Origin of the sequence: Pollutimonas rozaliensis, assembly GCF_048751585.1 — a bacterium.
In the GTDB taxonomy this organism is placed as follows: domain Bacteria; phylum Pseudomonadota; class Gammaproteobacteria; order Burkholderiales; family Burkholderiaceae_B.
On the sequence record NZ_JAZHOB010000009.1, the window covers coordinates 167,604 to 184,119 of the forward strand.

Genomic DNA, 16,516 nt, shown 5'->3' on the forward strand with positions numbered 1-16,516 from the left:
CTGGCGCGGCCTCCGGCGATTCCATCCTTTAACGCTTCAAGCCGGGCAAGACGCTGGCCGCCGCCAGGCCGTTGAGCAAAAACTAGCAAAAATTAGTGAACGCTTACATACCCTCTGTCCTTCCGCCTATACATTGAATGCAAGTCACACAATGAAGAAGGAAACGCGGCATCCAGCATGAAAATACTGCTTACGGGAAAAAATGGCCAAGTGGGAACCGAGTTACAGCGCAGCTTGTTGCCCTTTGGCGAATTGGCGTGCCTGGGCCGGCAAGAGGCCGATATGCAAGACCTCGCGGGACTGCGGCGGACAGTCAGCAATCATGCGCCTGACATCATCGTAAATGCCGCGGCCTACACCGCCGTCGACCAGGCCGAAAAAGATGAAGCAGCCGCACAGCAAGTGAATGCGCACGCGGTCGCACTCCTGGCCGACTACGCACGCAGCACCCGCGGCCTGCTGGTGCATTACTCCAGCGATTATGTATTCGACGGCGACAAGGCCGACGCCTACATCGAAACCGACGCCGCCAACCCGCTCTCGGCCTACGGGCGCAGCAAGCGCGCAGGCGAAGCAGCCATCCTGGACAGCGGCTGCAACGCCCTGATTCTCCGGACCAGCTGGGTTTACTCCGCGCATGGCGCAAATTTCATCAAGACCATATTTCGCCTGGCCGCCGAACGCGACACCTTGAGCATCGTGGCGGATCAGTTCGGCGCCCCCACTTCGGCGGAATTGCTGGCCGACGTGACGGCCCTGGCGATTGCCGCAAAACGGCAGGGCGCCCTTCCCTCCGGCCTCTACCACCTTGCCGCCTCGGGCCAGGCCAGTTGGCACGAACTGGCCGTCCATACCGTGCGCCTGCTGGCCGAAAAAGGTGCAAGCCTGCGCCTGGCGCCCGAACAGATACGGCCCATCGCTACGGAAGAATATCCCCTACCGGCCAAACGGCCGAAGAATTCACGCCTGCATACCGGCAAACTGAGCGCAGCGCTTGGATTGCAACTGCCGGACTGGCGCGTCCACCTTGACCGCGCCATACGGCAACTTACTCGAACGGAAGCCCCATGAAACGCAAAGGCATCATCCTGGCAGGGGGATCGGGCACCCGATTGCACCCCGCCACACTGGCCATCAGCAAACAGCTGGTGCCCGTATACGACAAACCAATGGTGTATTACCCCCTGTGCACCCTGATGCTGGCAGGCATACGCGACATCCTGCTTATCTCGACGCCGCAAGACACCCCTCGATTCGAGCAGTTGCTGGGCGACGGCGCCCAATGGGGCATACAACTGCGCTATGCCGCCCAAGCCGAGCCCGAAGGCCTGGCGCAGGCCTTCATCATCGGTAAGGAGTTCATCGGCAACGATCATTCCGCTCTCGTGCTGGGCGATAACATTTTCTATGGCCACGATCTGCACCAGCAACTGCGCAACGCCATGCGGCGCAGCGAAGGAGCCAGCGTGTTCGCCTACCACGTCAATGATCCCGAGCGCTACGGCGTAGTGGAATTCAACGACGAGGGCAAGGCGTTGTCGCTGGAGGAAAAGCCCAAAAAACCCAAGTCCAGCTACGCCGTCACCGGGCTTTATTTCTACGACAAACAAGTCGTGGACATGGCCAAGGACCTTAAACCGTCCAAACGGGGCGAATTGGAAATCACCGATATCAACCGCCTGTATCTGGAGCAGGGTTTGCTGAATGTCGAAATCATGGGCCGCGGCTACGCCTGGTTCGACGCCGGCACGCATGAATCCCTGCTGGAGGCCGGGCAGTTCATCTCCACTCTGGAAAACCGCCAGGGGCTTCGTGTTTCCTGCCCGGAGGAGATCGCCTACCGCAACAAATGGATTACGGCGGACCAACTGGAAAAGCTGGCGCAGGCACTGACCAAGAACGGCTACGGGCAGTACCTGCAGCGTATGCTGGATGACAAGGTATTCTGATGAAAGCCATGCCCCTTGCCCTTCCCGAGGTCATCCTTCTGGAGCCCAAGGTATTCGGCGATCGCCGAGGCAGTTTCTTCGAAAGCTACAACCATGCGCAGTTCGAAGAGGCCATAGGACGACAGGTGGAGTTCGTGCAGGACAACCATTCCCGCTCGGCCCGCAACGTGTTGCGGGGACTGCACTACCAGATACAGCATCCGCAAGGAAAGCTGGTGCGCGTAGTCAGCGGCGAAGTCTTCGACGTGGCCGTGGATGTGCGTAAAAGCTCTCCCACCTTCGGCAAATGGGTCGGCGAACTGCTTAGCGCCGAGAACAAGAAACAGCTATGGGTGCCCGAAGGTTATGCGCATGGTTTTCTGGTGCTTTCCGATGTGGCCGAATTTCTGTACAAGACCACGGATTATTATTTTCCCGAATTCGAACGCGGCATACGGTGGGACGACCCCGCCATAGGCATACAGTGGCCCGCCGCCAGCCAGCCGGTGCTATCGGAAAAGGACAAGAATGCCGCGCTGCTGGCCGACGCCGAGGTGTTTGACCGATGAGGGACTTTTCCGCGTCCCCCCGGGAGATGCTGGCCAGCCTGTGGCGCAATCGCCACCTGGTTCATGCGCTGGTCAAGCGCGAGGTCCTGGGCCGCTATCGCGGCTCCTTCATGGGGATACTCTGGTCATTCTTCAATCCCCTGCTGATGCTGGCGGTATACACCTTCGTGTTCAGCTACGTCTTCAAGGCGCGATGGAATACGGGCAGCGATTCCAAAACCGAGTTCGCCCTTATCCTTTTTGCCGGCCTTATTGTTTTCAACATCTTTTCCGAATGCGTAAACCGGGCGCCCGGCCTTATGCTTGCGAACGCCAACTTCATAAAGAAAGTCGTTTTTCCGCTTGAGGTGCTGCCTTGGGTGGCCTTGGGCGCCACCTTGTTTCACGCCCTGGTCAGCCTGGCCGTCTGGCTGTTCGCCTACGTGGTTTTTTTCGGTCCGCCCCACCCGACTGTGCTGCTGCTTCCGCTCGTGGCGCTGCCTTTGATGCTGCTCACCATGGGGATCAGTTGGGGGCTGGCCTCGCTTGGCGTTTATCTGCGCGACATCGCGCAGTTCATCGGCATACTGACCACCGTAATGATGTTTCTGTCGCCCATTTTCTATCCCGCCACCGCACTGCCGCCGCAATATCGGCACCTGATGCTGCTCAATCTGCTGACCCCCGCCATAGAGCAGGCGCGAGCCGTTCTGTTCTGGGGGAAAACGCCCGACTGGACCGTTTTTTTTCCATACCTGGCCGGCTCCCTGTTGATCGCGGGGCTGGGCTTCGCGTGGTTCCAGAAAACCCGCAAGGGGTTTGCCGATGTCATCTGATCCGTCCATCAAAGTGGAAGGCCTGGGCAAAAGCTATCACACCTACAACAGGCCTCAGGACAGGCTGAAGCAATCCATCTGCCCGCGCCTTCAACGAGCCCTGCGCCGCCCCCCCAGGCAATATTTCCGCGAGTTCTGGGCGCTGCGCAATATCTCGTTCGAGGTCGGCCGCGGCGAAACCGTCGGCATCATCGGCCGCAACGGCAGCGGCAAATCCACCTTGCTGCACCTGATTTGCGGCACGCTCAATCCCAGCAGCGGCACTATTCAGACCAAGGGGCGCATCGCCGCCCTGCTGGAACTGGGCTCAGGGTTCAACCCGGAATTCACCGGCCGCGAGAACATTTACATGAACGCCATGCTGCTGGGCCTGACGCCGGCGCAAACCGATGCGTGCTACGACGACATCGTGAACTTTGCCGACATCGGCGATTTCATCGACCAGCCGGTCAAGACCTATTCCAGCGGGATGACCATACGCCTGGCATTCGCCGTACAGGCGCAGATCCAACCCGACATCCTGATCGTTGACGAGGCCTTGTCGGTGGGCGATGCCAAGTTTCAGGCAAAATGCTTCGAACGCCTGCGCCAACTGAAAAGCAACGGCACCAGCATCCTGCTGGTCACCCACTCCAGCGAGCAAATCGTGGCGCATTGCTCACGGGCCCTATTGCTGGATCACGGTGAACAGGTGCTGATAGGCGAGCCGCGCAAAGTCGTCAACCGCTACCTGGACCTGCTCTTCGGCAAAGACAAGGCCGTCCTGCCGACCGGCCTTTCCGCCGAGCGCCGGCAAGCGGAACAGGAACGCGGCAAGACCGGCAGCCAGCCGTCATCCGGGTCCGAACCCGCCTACCGGCTTAGCAAACGGGACGATCTGTTCACAACCCGTCCGGGCTACAACCGCCACGAGTATCGCTGGGGCGACGGCAGCGTGGCCATTCTTGATTTTTATCTGGGCGCCAATGGGAAAAGCTATCCTTCGTCCATCGCTCCCTCGCAGCGCATCGTCCTTGCCGTCTCCGTAAGATTCCTGGCCGCCGTCGTACGCCCCATCCTGGGCATCACCATCAAGACAAAAGAAGGCGTAACCATCTACGGCACCAATACCGAGATTCTGGGCGACCGCCAGTTCCAGAGCGCCGGCCGCCCGCACAGCAGCCTATGCGCCGAGCTCGAATTCGACTGCCGCCTGGCCGGAGGCGATTATTTCATTTCAATAGGCGTGGCCAAGCGCCATGGCGAAGACATCATTCCGCTGGACCGCCGTTACGACGCAATCCACCTGCATGTGCAGCCGGGCGAGAAGGATCCATTTTTCGGTATCGCGGACATGGGCCTGCGCATCAACGCCATCCGGGAAACGACATGATGGACCAGCTTGCCGCAAGCGGCTATGTATTGAACGAGCAAACGGGGGTCTGGGCGCGTTCCGAACATATCGGCATTGATTACAATGACGGCGACGAGCACGAAACCCGGCTGGCGAACGTGATCGAGCAGGCCCGCGACCTATCGGTGCTGTCGCCCGAGCTGCGACGGCAGTGCGACGACTGGCCGTCCACCTATCATCTATCGGCCGCGCGCGCCAATCTTCTGCGCCCGTTTCAGCATGAGCTGCGGGGCGACATACTTGAAATAGGCTCGGGTTGCGGCGCCATCACCCGCTATCTGGGCGAATGCGGGGCGAACGTACTGGCCCTTGAGGGCAGCACGCGCCGGGCCGCCATGACGCGGTCCCGGACGCGGGATCTGCGCAATGTGGCCGTGGTGGCGGAATCGTTCGACCTCTTCGAGCACCCAGGTCAATTCGATGTCATCACGCTTATCGGCGTTCTGGAATACGCCAATATGTTCACGCGGGGACCATCGCCCCATCTTGCTCTGCTCAAGCGGGTGCGAACGCTGCTCAAGCCCAATGGCTTCCTTCTGCTTGCGATAGAAAACCAGATGGGCCTGAAATACTTCGCCGGCGCGCCCGAAGACCATCTGGGCCTTGCCATGTATGGAATCGAGGGCCGCTACCGCGCCGACCAGCCGCAAACCTTTGGCCGTCGGGAACTGGATACGCTGATCAAGGCGGCGGGATTTCCCGCCCCCCAATTCCTGGCCCCATTTCCCGACTACAAGCTGCCCGCGTCCATCATTACCCAGGCGGGTCTGGACAGCACCGTTTTCGATGCCGACGCACTGGCTTGGCAAAGCGTGAATTCCGATCCGCAACTTCCCGCCCATACCAATTTCTCGCTGGTGCTGGCCTGGCCGGAAGTCTTCAAGAACGGACTCGGCCTGGAACTGGCGAACTCCTTTCTGATCCGGGCGGGAGCCAAGGCGCCGCAAGCCGACGGCGATGAAACTTTAGCCTATCACTACAGCACTGGCCGCGCGCCGCAATACTGCAAGCAAACACTGTTTATCCAAACGCCGGGGCAAAGCCAGGTCACGTTACGCTATGAGCCGATACAAGCGCCGTCGTCGGGAGCGGCGTGGGCGACAGCCGACGGGAATCCACCCATCCGGTTCAGCCATCCTTCCACAGCGGCCTATATAAAGGGACACACTCTATCGTGGGAGTTCGTCAAGGCCATTACCCAGGACGGCTGGTCGATCGACAACGTGGCGCGCTTCATCGAACGCCACGTCCAGGCGCTGCGCAGCGTGCTGGGCGATGCCGCGCCATCGGCCGGATGGCGCGATCCGCATACCGCGCTGCCGGGCAGGGCCTTCGACCTTGTTCCGCAGAACATAGTCATTCAAGCCAATGGGGCTCCAGCAGCCATCGATGAGGAATGGACGCTGGAGGGCGCGGTTCCGCTGGGCCGCCTGCTGTTCCGGTCCCTGCTGCTGATGCTGGCCTCTGTAAAGGAACTGGGCATTCCCGGCGAACCTTATCCAGGATCGCGTCGCGAATTTATACAGTCGGCCCTGGAACAAGCCGGCTATCCCCTGACGGAAGAGGACCTCTCTGAATTCATCAAGCAGGAAGCGGAGATTCAACAGCACGTCACCGGCCTGCCGATAGAACGATTCCTGGAATGGAACCCCGATCAGCCGCTGGCGATCCGGCCCGCCCGGCGCCCGGATCGGGATAGCGCAATGCACGATATGGCGGTACATATCGGCAATCTGGAGGCGTTCATTGCGCAATTCAAATCGTCCCGGGAACACTCCTTGACCGAATCGGCGCAGTTGAACCAGACGATACTGGACAAGGAAACGCACATCAGGAATCTGGAAAAATCGGCCCTGGATTATCAACATGCGCTGAATGAGCGGAACATCCTGAACAATATGCTGCTGGGCGAGATCAAGGCCTTGCGTGCCTCCACCAGTTGGAAGCTGACCGCGCCGCTGCGATGGCCCAGCGACCAGGCAAGGCGCGGCGCCCGGCTGCTGGGCGTACTGGCGGCCTCGGTGCAAGGCGCCGGCGGCTGGCGCATGGCTTTCCATAAAGCGCGCGCCATCGCGCGCCGTGAAGGCCTGCCGGGAATGCGCCACAGGCTAAAGCGCCTGACCCGCCGCGCCGCCCACAGTTCTTCCGGAGATCAGCCGCCCGCCGATCCCAATGATTATGCCGAGTGGCTGCGCCGCTATGGCGGCATCGACGACGCCCTGCGATTCGATATCCGGAAACGCATCAAGGGCATGCCGCGCAAACCTCTGATCAGCATCCTGATGCCGGTGTACGATCCTCCGCTGGATTTATTGGACCAGGCCATAGCATCAGTTCGCGCGCAGCTGTATCCGGAGTGGGAGCTATGCATCGCCGACGATGCATCCAGGGACGATTCCGTCAGACAGCTGCTTGCACGGCATGCCGCCGAAGATACACGTATCAAAGTCTGCTATCGAAAGCAGAACGGCCACATATCGAAAGCCTCGAATTCGGCGCTGGAGCTGGCCACCGGCGAATTCATCGCCTTGCTGGACAACGATGACCTGCTTTCCGAACACGCCCTGTTCCATGTCGCCCAAGCCATCGTGGACAACCCCGGCGCGGGACTGATCTACTCGGACGAAGACAAGATCGATGCCGCGGGCAATCGCACGACGCCCTATTTCAAGCCCGACTGGAATCCCGACCTTTTCCTGTCGCACAACATGATCAATCACCTGGGCTGCTACCGGACCGAGCTCGTCAAGAAACTGCTGGGCTTTCGCGAAGGCTACGAGGGCTCGCAGGACTATGACCTGGCCTTGCGCTGCATCGAGACGCTGGCCGACTACCAGATCGTGCACATACCGCGTGTTCTGTACCATTGGAGAGCGGTTCCAGGCAGTACCGCTCTTTCAGGGCAGGCCAAGAACTACGCCCTGCAGGCCGGCAAACGCGCCATCGACGATCATTTCCGCCGATGCGGAATCGACGCGCAGGCCCAACTGCTGGACATGGGGATGTATCGCGTGCGCTATGCCCTGCCTGAGCCATTGCCGCTGGTAAGCCTTATCATCCCCACGCGCAACGGCCTTGCGCTGATCAAGCAGTGCATAGACAGCATCGTGGAACGGACAAGCTACAAGAACTACGAAATATTGATTGTCGACAACAACTCGGACGATCCGGCGACGCTGGATTATTTTTCCGGCCTGCAAGACAGTTCGCGAATTCGCATGATCCGCGATGAACGCCCTTTCAATTTCTCGGCGCTGAACAATTCCGCGGCCAGGAAGGCGCAAGGCGAATACCTGTGCCTGATGAACAACGATATCGAAATCATCAGCCCCGACTGGCTGGAAGAAATGATCAGCCTGGCGAACCAGCCCGGCGTGGGCGCGGTGGGGGCACGGCTTTGGTATCCCGACGACACCGTCCAGCATAGCGGCATCATCATCGGATTGGGCGGTGTGGCGGGCCATTCGCACAAGCACTTTCCCAGGAACCACCCAGGCTACTTCGGGCGCGCCTCGCTCATACAGACCTTGTCCGCCGTTACGGCGGCCTGCCTGGTGATCAAGAAATCCGTTTACGAGGAAGTCGGCGGACTGGACGATGCCAATCTGCCCATCGCATTCAACGATGTGGATTTCTGCCTGCGGGTCGCCAAAGCCGGGTACCGCAACGTATGGACGCCCTACGCCGAAATGTATCATCACGAATCGGCCAGCCGAGGCTACGAGGACACCCCGGAAAAGCAGGCCCGCTTCACCAAGGAAGTGAACTACATGAAGCAGCGCTGGGGCGAAAGCCTGCTTAGCGACCCGGCCTACAACCCCAACCTGACGATATGCAGCGAAGATTTCAGCCTGGCCTGGCCGCCACGGGTTTGGGAATAACCCGGTAGAAGCTGCGCACGGGATCCTTGCTTGCCAACTCGACATAGGGATTGCCGGACAGGTCCAGCCCGGTGGGGGCCAGCACGATCTGCGCCCCCACCGAGGCGAAATCGAAGCGCTCCGGATTGATGAACACCTTTACGACATCCGGGCTAGGAGCTTCTATCCTGTAGTCGGCCACCTTGCCGGTCGGATCGCTGCTGTACAGCATATGCTGGTAGCGGTTCGTCAGCGGTTCGCTTTTTCCGTAGGGATCCAGCGCCTTCCATATTGAACGCTGCGGATAATAGAACACACCGCTGGCAACCGGCACACCCGCCGCGAAAAGCTCCATGGCTTCGATCTGCGTTCCCACGACCAGTACCCGCTGCTTGTTTTCTCGTGCGGCCCGCAAAAGGTCGCCGGCCGGGGCGACCTCCGACGGGGCCCGTACCAGGGGATTGAAAGGCAGCGACATCGAGCTGGTCAGGAGAAGACCGCCCAACACAAAAGACCTCGCATCCTTGCGCAGCAGCCAACACGACAGAAAGAAAATGAACGGCAAGATCAGCAGGGACATCGAAAACGGGACTCGCCCTATCGCGCCCTCGGGAGCCTTCACCGCCACCAGCATCGCCGCCACCGCGCCGAGGGCGCTGATGGCGATGATCTCCCGATTGCGCAAGCCTTCCGCTGTCCTGGCCGACGCCACCGTTGCCCCGCAAAGCAAAATGGAAGCCAAGCCTATCGCCGCATCGGTGCGCTTGGGCGGCACACTGCCCCACAGCGTCCATTTTGCCAAGGTGGGTCCGATACCCACGTACTGGAACCACAACACAAACAGGCAGAACAGCATCAAGGCCGCTTCGGGCCACGCCGGCAGGCGCTTGCGGTAAAGGCCCAGCAGGACAGCGGCGATCACCACCGGAAACAGCAGGACGAACGACGAAGCTTCGCTTTGATTGGTCAATGTGGCGAATTCGTAATACAGCGAATGGTTGTTCACGAAACCGCGAAAGGTTTCCCACACCGACAGGCCTCCGCCCGGGGCGGCCGTGCGCTGACCCGGATACACCGTGGCCTGCATGGCCTCGATGGCGAGCCGGGCATCGCTCCACCACGCCCAGCACATATAGGCGGCGACCACCCCGGCCAGCGCAAGCGCCAGCACCCGGGGCGCGGTAACGCATTGCCATAGCCGGTCGCGCAGGACCACGCCCGCCGTCAGGAAAAGAAACAGATAGCCCACCGACACCTGCCACGGCGGGTACAGAACAAACACGAAGCCGGCCAGCGCCAGCCCAAGCCCAAAGCCCAGCATCAGCAACCGAGGCCATGACACGCTGCGGAATATCTGCATGAACATGCAGAACCCCATGGCGGGAAACATCACGGTGTAGGCCGGCCAATTGGACCAGGCCGCCACATATGCCGAGGTGACGAAGGTCGCCGCCGTTCCCAATCCCACCGCCCACCGTCCCGGCGCCAATATCCCCATTACCCCCCATACCGCGAACAGGGAGCCGAATACCGGCAGCCACCAATACCATGCCAGAGCCCGGCGCAGGTCGAACACATAGAATCCCCAGGTGGAGGGCTTGGCCAGTTGCGATATATGCTTGACCGGCACGCCCGCCATACCCGCCACCAGCATGTTCTGCCCATCGGGGCCCAGGTTCGTGTTGACGATGGGAAAGCGCGGCTCGTGGTTGTACTGAGCGATGGCCATTGGCGTGAACACCACCCACTCGTCGGATCGTATCGGCCTTTCCTGGCCCAGCAAGCGTTTTGAGTCCGCACTGACCAGGCCGGATTGCTGTTCCAGGCCCAGTCCCAGCGAGGAACCCGTAAGCCCGGCTCCCACCAGAATGCCAAACACCAACAGCAACAGAGCCGCCGCCCGCGCGAACGCCGTCATCGTCATGCCCTTACCGCCAGAATGATCCCCGCCATGATCAGCGCCACGCCTATGAAATACTGGGCCTGGAAGCGTTCGCCGAAAACGAAATGGCTGGCCACCGGCACCAGCACGAATGCCAGGGCCATCAATGGATACACTCGTCCCAGTTCTATTCGTTGCAGTACCCACACCCAGCCCACGGACGTGATGCCGTACAGGACCATGGCGGCCAGCAAGGCGCCGGCGACTCTGGGGGCAAGAAAGGTGCCGGCTTCAGCCAATGCCGTAGCGCTGACCTTGAACAAAACCTGACCCACGGCCAGGCCCAGCACGCAAAGCAAGGCAGCCAGGTAGGTGATCATTCCGCGCTGTCCTGTTTGGCCACCTTCGCATGAAAGGCGAAGAACAGGTTCAGGTCGATCGAGGCCAAGGGAAACGGCCACCAAGCCTCTTTCAAGGGTTGAAAATAATGCCGCAGGATGGCGATCAGGTTATTGCAGGAATTAACGTGTTCGCGCGCCATGACATAGTCATAGGCGATGCCCTGGGCCAGTGCGTTCTTGCGCGGTCCGACATGCCTGCCCAGGCGCCAGGCCATGCCTGGATCGGTGGGAATCAGTATGGAAAGCACACCGCCCGGCTTCAGCACCCTGGTCCATTCCTTCAAGACAAGATGCGGCTGGTAGATATGTTCCAGAACGTGCGTGGCCACCAATCTGTCGAATGAATTGTCCGGATAGCCCAGCCCCCCCGCCGCCTGCGTCTCGAAGCGCAGCTTGCCCATATGAAGGCCGCCCAGCTTCCTTTCGGCCACTTCCAATGTTTTCGCATCCAGGTCCGTCAAGACGTATTCATCGAAGCCATGGCGGACGAAAGGCAGGTGTTCGCCCGTTCCGGCGCCGATTTCGATCACACGCTGGAAGTGATCCCGCGGCCCGAAAGGCTTTTCGGTAAGCTTATGGCTGGCGCGCATCACGAATGACTGCAGAGGGCTGGCGTAGTTGGACTCGTCATACACCTGCGCAAACCGTTCCCGGTATTCGATCCAGGCCTTGTCCTCATTTACCATATTTAAGCTCCATTTCATTTTTGCTTGCATTGAGCCTGCGCTTTAGGCGATGGAACGGACGTTTCGGCACTGAGCTTATATCGTGCCCCAGGAAGGCCAGGATGAATTGCAGGCCGATGATGACCGGCAAGGCTGACAGCATTACCGTACCCGCCGACGAGGAAAGCCCCCTGGTTATCGACAGCAGCCATTGATATCCCCCGAACCCGACCCCGAATGCAAATAGCGCCAACCCAATGGGAAGCTCGATCGATGCCAGCGACATATCGCGCAAATAATAGTTGTAGAAGATTCTTTTGAAGAAGTTCCTGAAATGCTTGTACAGGAATTCGCCGATGACCTTGTGGATCCTCAGATTGCTGACTTCGTCGCCGTACCGGGCCTCCATGGGAACATCCACCACCACGGCCCGTAGGGTATTCAAGCGAAACAGCATATCGGTTTCAAAGAAATAGCGGCGGCTGATCTTGTCGAACGGCAGGTGGCGCGCGACGGCCGAATGTATGGCCGTATAACCATTCGTCGGATCCAGTATGTCCCAGTACCCCGACGATAACTTCGTCATGAACGAAAGGACGGAATTGCCGAACAGGCGCACGCGGGGCATGGCACGGACCTGATCCAGGTAGAAGAAGCGGTTGCCTTTGACATAGTCGGCTTCCCCGGCCAATATGGGCGCGACAAAATCGGGAATAAGGGCGGGATCCATTTGTCCATCGCCATCGACCTTTACGATAATGTCCATGCCGTCCGCGATCGCCGCGCGATAGCCGGCCATGACCGCGCCGCCCACCCCTTGATTTTTCCGCAGCCTGATAACAGTCAATCGCTCGTCGTTACAGCTGCTTTCCACGAACTCGCCGCTGTTTTCCGGGCAAGCGTCATCCACGACATAGATTTTGCAGATTGCCGGGCCCAATCCCGTCACGACGCCCAGGATGTGATTGCGCACCTTGTAGCTGGGAATGACCACTGCAATTTTGGGGTGCTTGTTCGTCACTTATAACCCTGTATAGACCGCAATAATTTCCTGGATAAAACGATTATTGAATCCGAAGGCAAACGCCGGCAAGGTAGCCGAATACCTTAAGGCAACGCCAGCAAACCGCATGCCCGGCAAGCGGACATGCAAGAATCACAATAACGTCAGGAGTTTTTCAATGCGGTAACGACAGGCAAGAATTTGCGTCGTAAAAAAGCTTCCCGCCGGCCGCTACGCCAACGCCTGCTCCACCTTTGCCGCCAGCATCCGCGCCGTCGCGGCCGATAGCGTCCAGCCCAGGTGGCCATGCCCGGTGTTGTAGAACACACCCGGCCGCTTCCCAGCGCGAACGCGGGGCATCATGTCGGGCATCATGGGCCGCAGGCCCGTCCACGGCACCACGCGCGACGTATCCACGCCGGGGAAATTGCGCCTTACCCAGGCGGTCAGCGGCTGGATGCGGTCGGCGCGGATATCCTGGTTGAAGCCGTTGAATTCGGCCGTGCCGGCAACGCGGAAACGATCGCGGCCCAGGCGGCTGGTTACGATCTTGGCCTCCTCGTCCAGCAGGCTGACCCACGGCGCAGCGCCGGCACTGGCCTCGTCGTCCAGATTGACCGTAATGGAATAGCCCTTGACCGGATATACGTTGACCCTGTCGCCCAGCATCGCGCCAAAGCGCCGGCTGGCCGAGCCGGCGCAGACCACAACGGCGTCCGCCTCCAGGCAGCGCTGTTCGCCGGCCCCCTTGAGCGAAAGCCGATGCGCCGAGCCGGCCGATTGTATGGCCTGTACCTCGGTTTCCATTTGGAACGCCACACCCATGCGCTGGCAGGCCTCCGCCAGGCCCCGCGTGAATTTATGGATGTCGCCCGTGGCGTCGGACGGCGTGTAGAAGCCGCCATAGCAATCGCTCCGCAAGGCGGGCTCGATGCCACGCGCCTCGTCGGCAGTGACTTCGTGGCGCTCCAGACCGCCCTGCTTCAACAGCGCATTGACCCGCCTTCCCGCCTCGAAGCTTTTACGGTCGTGATACACGTGCAGGATGCCGCGCTTCTCCAGGTCGAATTCGATGCCTTCGTCCTGGGCCATTTGGTACAAGTGCCGCCGGGCTTCGATGGCCAGGCGCGTGGTCGCCACCGTGTTCTTGCGGTAGTTGGCAACGTTGCGCACGAACTGCGCCATCCATGAGTATTTATGCCAATTGGGCGATGGGTTCACCAGCAAGGGAGCATCGCGCGTAAGCATCCAGCGCATGCCCTTGACCAGCGTTGCGGTGTTGTTCCAGACCTCGGCATTGCTGGCGGACAACTGGCCGCCGTTGGCGTACGAGGTTTCCATGGCGCAATAGCGCTGGCGATCGATAACGGTAACGTCATGACCCAGCTTGCGAAGGGCATAGGCAGAGGTGACGCCGGTGATGCCGGCGCCAATGATGGCAATGTGAGGCATAGGAGCTCCAAGATAGCGGTTGGCCGCCGCCTTATGACGGCGACGCCCCATCTGTCTTGGTACCTGAGAGTTTCACCCGGCGCCGCAGGCGTAGGCCGGCCGCGCATGGTTCCCCTTCGGTGGGCCATTGAAGGCCGCTCTCCAGATTGTCTGTAAGCCTGCAGTCCTGTTTGCCTGAGAGTTTCCGGGGCGGTTGCTCCGTCGGCGCCGGCGTATGCGGCCGGTCTCTTCTACACGCTTCTTGAATCGACGATCGGGATCATACCATCGCCATGCGGGCTTGCGGTATCGGCCAGCACCTCGCGCACGAACAATGCCGCGTTCGGGGACAAGGTCCGGTCGCGGCGGGTGATCAAATAGTACGGTTCGCTGCGCGACTGCAAGCGCAGCGGCAAGATCCGGGTCATGCCGAAACGCGTGCAAAACTGGGCCACGTCGACCGACAGCAGCGCCACCATAGAAGGGTTGCGCTGCAGCATGGACAGCGTGGTAAAGGCCGACGTCGTTTCAAACAGATTCAGTGGAAACAGCAAGCCCGCTTCGTGGAACTCGCGCTCCAGCAGCAGCCGCATGGGCATGTTGGCGGAATAGACCACCCAGCGGCATGCGGCCAGGTCCGACAACTGCAAATTCCTGGCCTCAGCCAATGGGTGATTGATATTGGCTACGATGGCCAACTGCTCTTCCCGTATGTTCACCGCTTCGTAAAGATCGGGGTGTTCGCTGATGCTGGTCCGGCATATGGCGACATCCAGCCTGCCATCGTCCAGGAGGCGCAGCAGCCTGGCGCTGGTGTCCTCCACGATCTGAACCGACAGGCCCGGCCTTTGCTCCAGCCAAGGCGACAGCATATCGGTCAGCAAAGGCACGGCGCCCATGATCACGCCTATGGATAGCCGGCCCCCATAGCCTTGCAGAATGCCGACCATCTCCTCGCGCAGGTGGATCATGTCGGTGGTGATCAGGCGCGCATAGCGTATGACGCAGTAGCCCAGGTCCGTGGGTTCCAGCCCCCGGTTCGTGCGGCTGAAAAGCTCGGCGCCCAATGCCGACTCGATTTCCTGCAGCGCCTTCGTGGCGCCCGGCTGGCTAAGCGCGACCTGCTCGGCGGCCTTGACCAAAGAGCCGCAATCGTCCAATGCCACCAGCAAGCGGAAATGCTTCAGGCGCAGCCTGGAAATGATCGAGTTCAGCGGCGGCAGCATGGGTATAAGGAATCGTTATGGCCATATCAGAAGCTGTCATTATGCAGGGTAGGCATTATTTCTTAAAGTCCCAAGGATCGCCGCCGCGCTTTTCCCCATCAAAACCGGAATAGGCGCCGCAGGGCGGCAACTTCAGGGAAGGAAGAGACAGATGAGCCTTATAAACTACATAACCCCGGTCCAGTTCGGGTTCGGCGCCATAGACCTGCTGCAGCAGGAATGCGACCGTCTTGGCATACGCCATCCTTTGATCGTGACCGACACCGGCGTGCGGGCCGCCGGCCTGTGCGACCGGGTGGTGGACAAGCTGGCCGACCGCTCCAAAGTCGGAATATTCGACCAGACGCCGCCCAATCCCAACGAACAGGCCGTGCGCGCCGCCGCCGACATGTACCGCGACGGACGGCATGACGGCATCATTGCGATAGGCGGCGGTTCGTCCATCGACCTGGCCAAAGGCACGGCCGTCTGCGCCACCCACACGGGCTCGCTGAAGAGCTTTGCCCTCATCGAAGGCGGAGCCGCGCGGGTCAGTTCGGCCACGGCGCCCATCATCGCCATCCCGACCACGGCCGGCACAGGCAGCGAAGTGGGCCGGGGCGCGATCCTGATCCTGGACGATGGACGCAAGGTCGGCATCATTTCTCCGCACCTGATTCCGAAGTCGGCCATCTGCGATCCCGACCTGACAATGGGCCTGCCGCCTATATTGACGGCGGCAACCGGCATGGACGCCATCGCGCATTGCCTGGAAACCTTTATGTCGCCCGCCTTCAACCCGCCGGCCGACGGCATCGCCCTGGACGGCCTGATGCGGGGCTGGACGCATATAGAACTCGCCACTCAAAACCCCGGAGACCGCGACGCCCGCTTGAATATGATGAGCGCCTCCATGCAGGGCGCCATGGCATTCCAGAAAGGACTGGGCTGCGTCCACAGCCTTAGCCATTCGCTGGGCGGCATCAACCCCAAGCTGCATCACGGCACGCTGAATGCCATCTTCCTGCCGGCCGTCATCGAATTCAACAGTCCGTCCGATTCGATGCGGAAGGAAAGAAAGCTCGAGCGCATCGCGCAGGCCATGGCGCTGCCGGATCCGCGAAGCATCGGCACCGAACTTGCCGCGATGACGCAGCACCTGGGCCTGCCGAGCGGGCTGCAGCAGCTGGGCGTCACGCGCGATCTGTTTCCAAGAATCGTCCAGGGCGCACTGGCCGACCACAGCCACAAGACCAACCCGCGCGAAGCATCGGAAGAAGACTACGTGCGGATGCTGGAGCAGTCCATGTAAAAAACGCCGGGAACGAAAAGCGCTGACATGCCGCGCCACCGTTCTCTGAACG

The 16,516-nt window shown here is 60.5% G+C and carries 13 protein-coding genes and 1 riboswitch; of the genes, 7 read left to right on the top strand and 6 right to left on the bottom strand.

All coding sequences use genetic code 11. The features are described 5' to 3' along the window. Nucleotides 1-177 precede the first annotated feature (177 nt). The 6 genes from rfbD to V0R37_RS17610 are packed head-to-tail and all read left to right on the top strand — an operon-like array spanning nucleotide 178 to nucleotide 8,586. Complete coding sequence (gene rfbD / locus V0R37_RS17585) at nucleotides 178-1,071, top strand: dTDP-4-dehydrorhamnose reductase (protein WP_420375753.1); 894 nt, start codon at nucleotides 178-180, stop codon at nucleotides 1,069-1,071. Then, complete coding sequence (gene rfbA, locus V0R37_RS17590) at nucleotides 1,068-1,949, top strand: glucose-1-phosphate thymidylyltransferase RfbA (RefSeq protein ID WP_420375754.1); 882 nt, start codon at nucleotides 1,068-1,070, stop codon at nucleotides 1,947-1,949. The genes rfbD and rfbA overlap by 4 nt, the downstream gene beginning before the upstream one ends. Further along, entirely contained in the window at nucleotides 1,949-2,497 is a 549-nt protein-coding gene (rfbC, locus tag V0R37_RS17595; protein ID WP_420375755.1) for a dTDP-4-dehydrorhamnose 3,5-epimerase, read from the top strand. Before rfbA ends, rfbC begins: the two co-directional genes overlap by 1 nt. Continuing rightward, nucleotides 2,494-3,312, top strand: a complete 819-nt coding sequence (locus V0R37_RS17600) for an ABC transporter permease (RefSeq protein WP_420375756.1) — start codon at nucleotides 2,494-2,496, stop codon at nucleotides 3,310-3,312. The genes rfbC and V0R37_RS17600 overlap by 4 nt, the downstream gene beginning before the upstream one ends. Beyond that, entirely contained in the window at nucleotides 3,302-4,684 is a 1,383-nt protein-coding gene (locus V0R37_RS17605) for an ABC transporter ATP-binding protein (RefSeq protein WP_420375757.1), read from the top strand. Before V0R37_RS17600 ends, V0R37_RS17605 begins: the two co-directional genes overlap by 11 nt. After that, a complete protein-coding gene (locus tag V0R37_RS17610) occupies nucleotides 4,681-8,586 on the top strand; it encodes a glycosyltransferase (protein WP_420375758.1) in 3,906 nt (1,301 codons plus the stop codon). The genes V0R37_RS17605 and V0R37_RS17610 overlap by 4 nt, the downstream gene beginning before the upstream one ends. Here V0R37_RS17610 and V0R37_RS17615 read toward each other — a convergent pair. From V0R37_RS17615 to V0R37_RS17640, 6 genes are all read right to left on the bottom strand, one after another. Further along, the gene (locus tag V0R37_RS17615) at nucleotides 8,552-10,489 is read right to left on the bottom strand and encodes a DUF7657 domain-containing protein (RefSeq protein WP_420375759.1); all 1,938 of its coding nucleotides are present in this window, start codon (nucleotides 10,487-10,489) and stop codon (nucleotides 8,552-8,554) included. The two genes, V0R37_RS17610 and V0R37_RS17615, sit on opposite strands and share 35 nt — an antisense overlap. After that, on the bottom strand, nucleotides 10,486-10,827 hold the full coding sequence (locus V0R37_RS17620; RefSeq protein ID WP_420375760.1) for a DMT family transporter: 342 nt from the start codon (nucleotides 10,825-10,827) through the stop codon (nucleotides 10,486-10,488). Before V0R37_RS17620 ends, V0R37_RS17615 begins: the two co-directional genes overlap by 4 nt. Further along, complete coding sequence (locus tag V0R37_RS17625) at nucleotides 10,824-11,534, bottom strand: class I SAM-dependent methyltransferase (RefSeq protein WP_420375761.1); 711 nt, start codon at nucleotides 11,532-11,534, stop codon at nucleotides 10,824-10,826. Before V0R37_RS17625 ends, V0R37_RS17620 begins: the two co-directional genes overlap by 4 nt. Then, nucleotides 11,524-12,534, bottom strand: coding sequence for a glycosyltransferase family 2 protein (locus V0R37_RS17630; protein ID WP_420375762.1), 1,011 nt, complete (start codon nucleotides 12,532-12,534; stop codon nucleotides 11,524-11,526). The genes V0R37_RS17625 and V0R37_RS17630 overlap by 11 nt, the downstream gene beginning before the upstream one ends. A gap of 213 nt (nucleotides 12,535-12,747) precedes the next feature. Then, on the bottom strand, nucleotides 12,748-13,968 hold the full coding sequence (locus V0R37_RS17635) for a D-amino acid dehydrogenase (protein WP_420375763.1): 1,221 nt from the start codon (nucleotides 13,966-13,968) through the stop codon (nucleotides 12,748-12,750). A 151-nt stretch (nucleotides 13,969-14,119) separates the two neighbouring features. Beyond that, nucleotides 14,120-14,211: riboswitch (glycine riboswitch) on the bottom strand. Continuing rightward, nucleotides 14,199-15,173, bottom strand: coding sequence for a LysR family transcriptional regulator (locus V0R37_RS17640; protein ID WP_420375764.1), 975 nt, complete (start codon nucleotides 15,171-15,173; stop codon nucleotides 14,199-14,201). It overlaps the preceding riboswitch by 13 nt. A 151-nt stretch (nucleotides 15,174-15,324) precedes the next feature. On the opposite strand from V0R37_RS17640, the gene V0R37_RS17645 reads away from it, so the two are divergent. Then, nucleotides 15,325-16,464 carry an iron-containing alcohol dehydrogenase gene (locus V0R37_RS17645; protein ID WP_420375765.1) on the top strand — a complete coding sequence of 380 codons (1,140 nt, stop codon included), beginning with the start codon at nucleotides 15,325-15,327 and terminating at the stop codon, nucleotides 16,462-16,464. Nucleotides 16,465-16,516: the final 52 nt, after the last annotated feature.

Excerpts from the sequence above, each read along its gene's own strand:
- V0R37_RS17605 (WP_420375757.1), top strand. The coding sequence starts at position 3,302 with ATGTCATCTGATCCGTCCATCAAAGTGGAAGGCCTGGGCAAAAGCTAT.
- V0R37_RS17610 (WP_420375758.1), top strand. The coding sequence starts at position 4,681 with ATGATGGACCAGCTTGCCGCAAGCGGCTATGTATTGAACGAGCAAACG.
- V0R37_RS17615 (WP_420375759.1), bottom strand. The coding sequence starts at position 10,489 with ATGACGATGACGGCGTTCGCGCGGGCGGCGGCTCTGTTGCTGTTGGTG.
- V0R37_RS17645 (WP_420375765.1), top strand. The coding sequence starts at position 15,325 with ATGAGCCTTATAAACTACATAACCCCGGTCCAGTTCGGGTTCGGCGCC.
- rfbA (WP_420375754.1), top strand. The coding sequence starts at position 1,068 with ATGAAACGCAAAGGCATCATCCTGGCAGGGGGATCGGGCACCCGATTG.
- rfbC (WP_420375755.1), top strand. The coding sequence starts at position 1,949 with ATGAAAGCCATGCCCCTTGCCCTTCCCGAGGTCATCCTTCTGGAGCCC.
- V0R37_RS17600 (WP_420375756.1), top strand. The coding sequence starts at position 2,494 with ATGAGGGACTTTTCCGCGTCCCCCCGGGAGATGCTGGCCAGCCTGTGG.
- V0R37_RS17640 (WP_420375764.1), bottom strand. The coding sequence starts at position 15,173 with ATGCTGCCGCCGCTGAACTCGATCATTTCCAGGCTGCGCCTGAAGCAT.
- rfbD (WP_420375753.1), top strand. The coding sequence starts at position 178 with ATGAAAATACTGCTTACGGGAAAAAATGGCCAAGTGGGAACCGAGTTA.
- V0R37_RS17625 (WP_420375761.1), bottom strand. The coding sequence starts at position 11,534 with ATGGTAAATGAGGACAAGGCCTGGATCGAATACCGGGAACGGTTTGCG.
- V0R37_RS17635 (WP_420375763.1), bottom strand. The coding sequence starts at position 13,968 with ATGCCTCACATTGCCATCATTGGCGCCGGCATCACCGGCGTCACCTCT.
- V0R37_RS17620 (WP_420375760.1), bottom strand. The coding sequence starts at position 10,827 with ATGATCACCTACCTGGCTGCCTTGCTTTGCGTGCTGGGCCTGGCCGTG.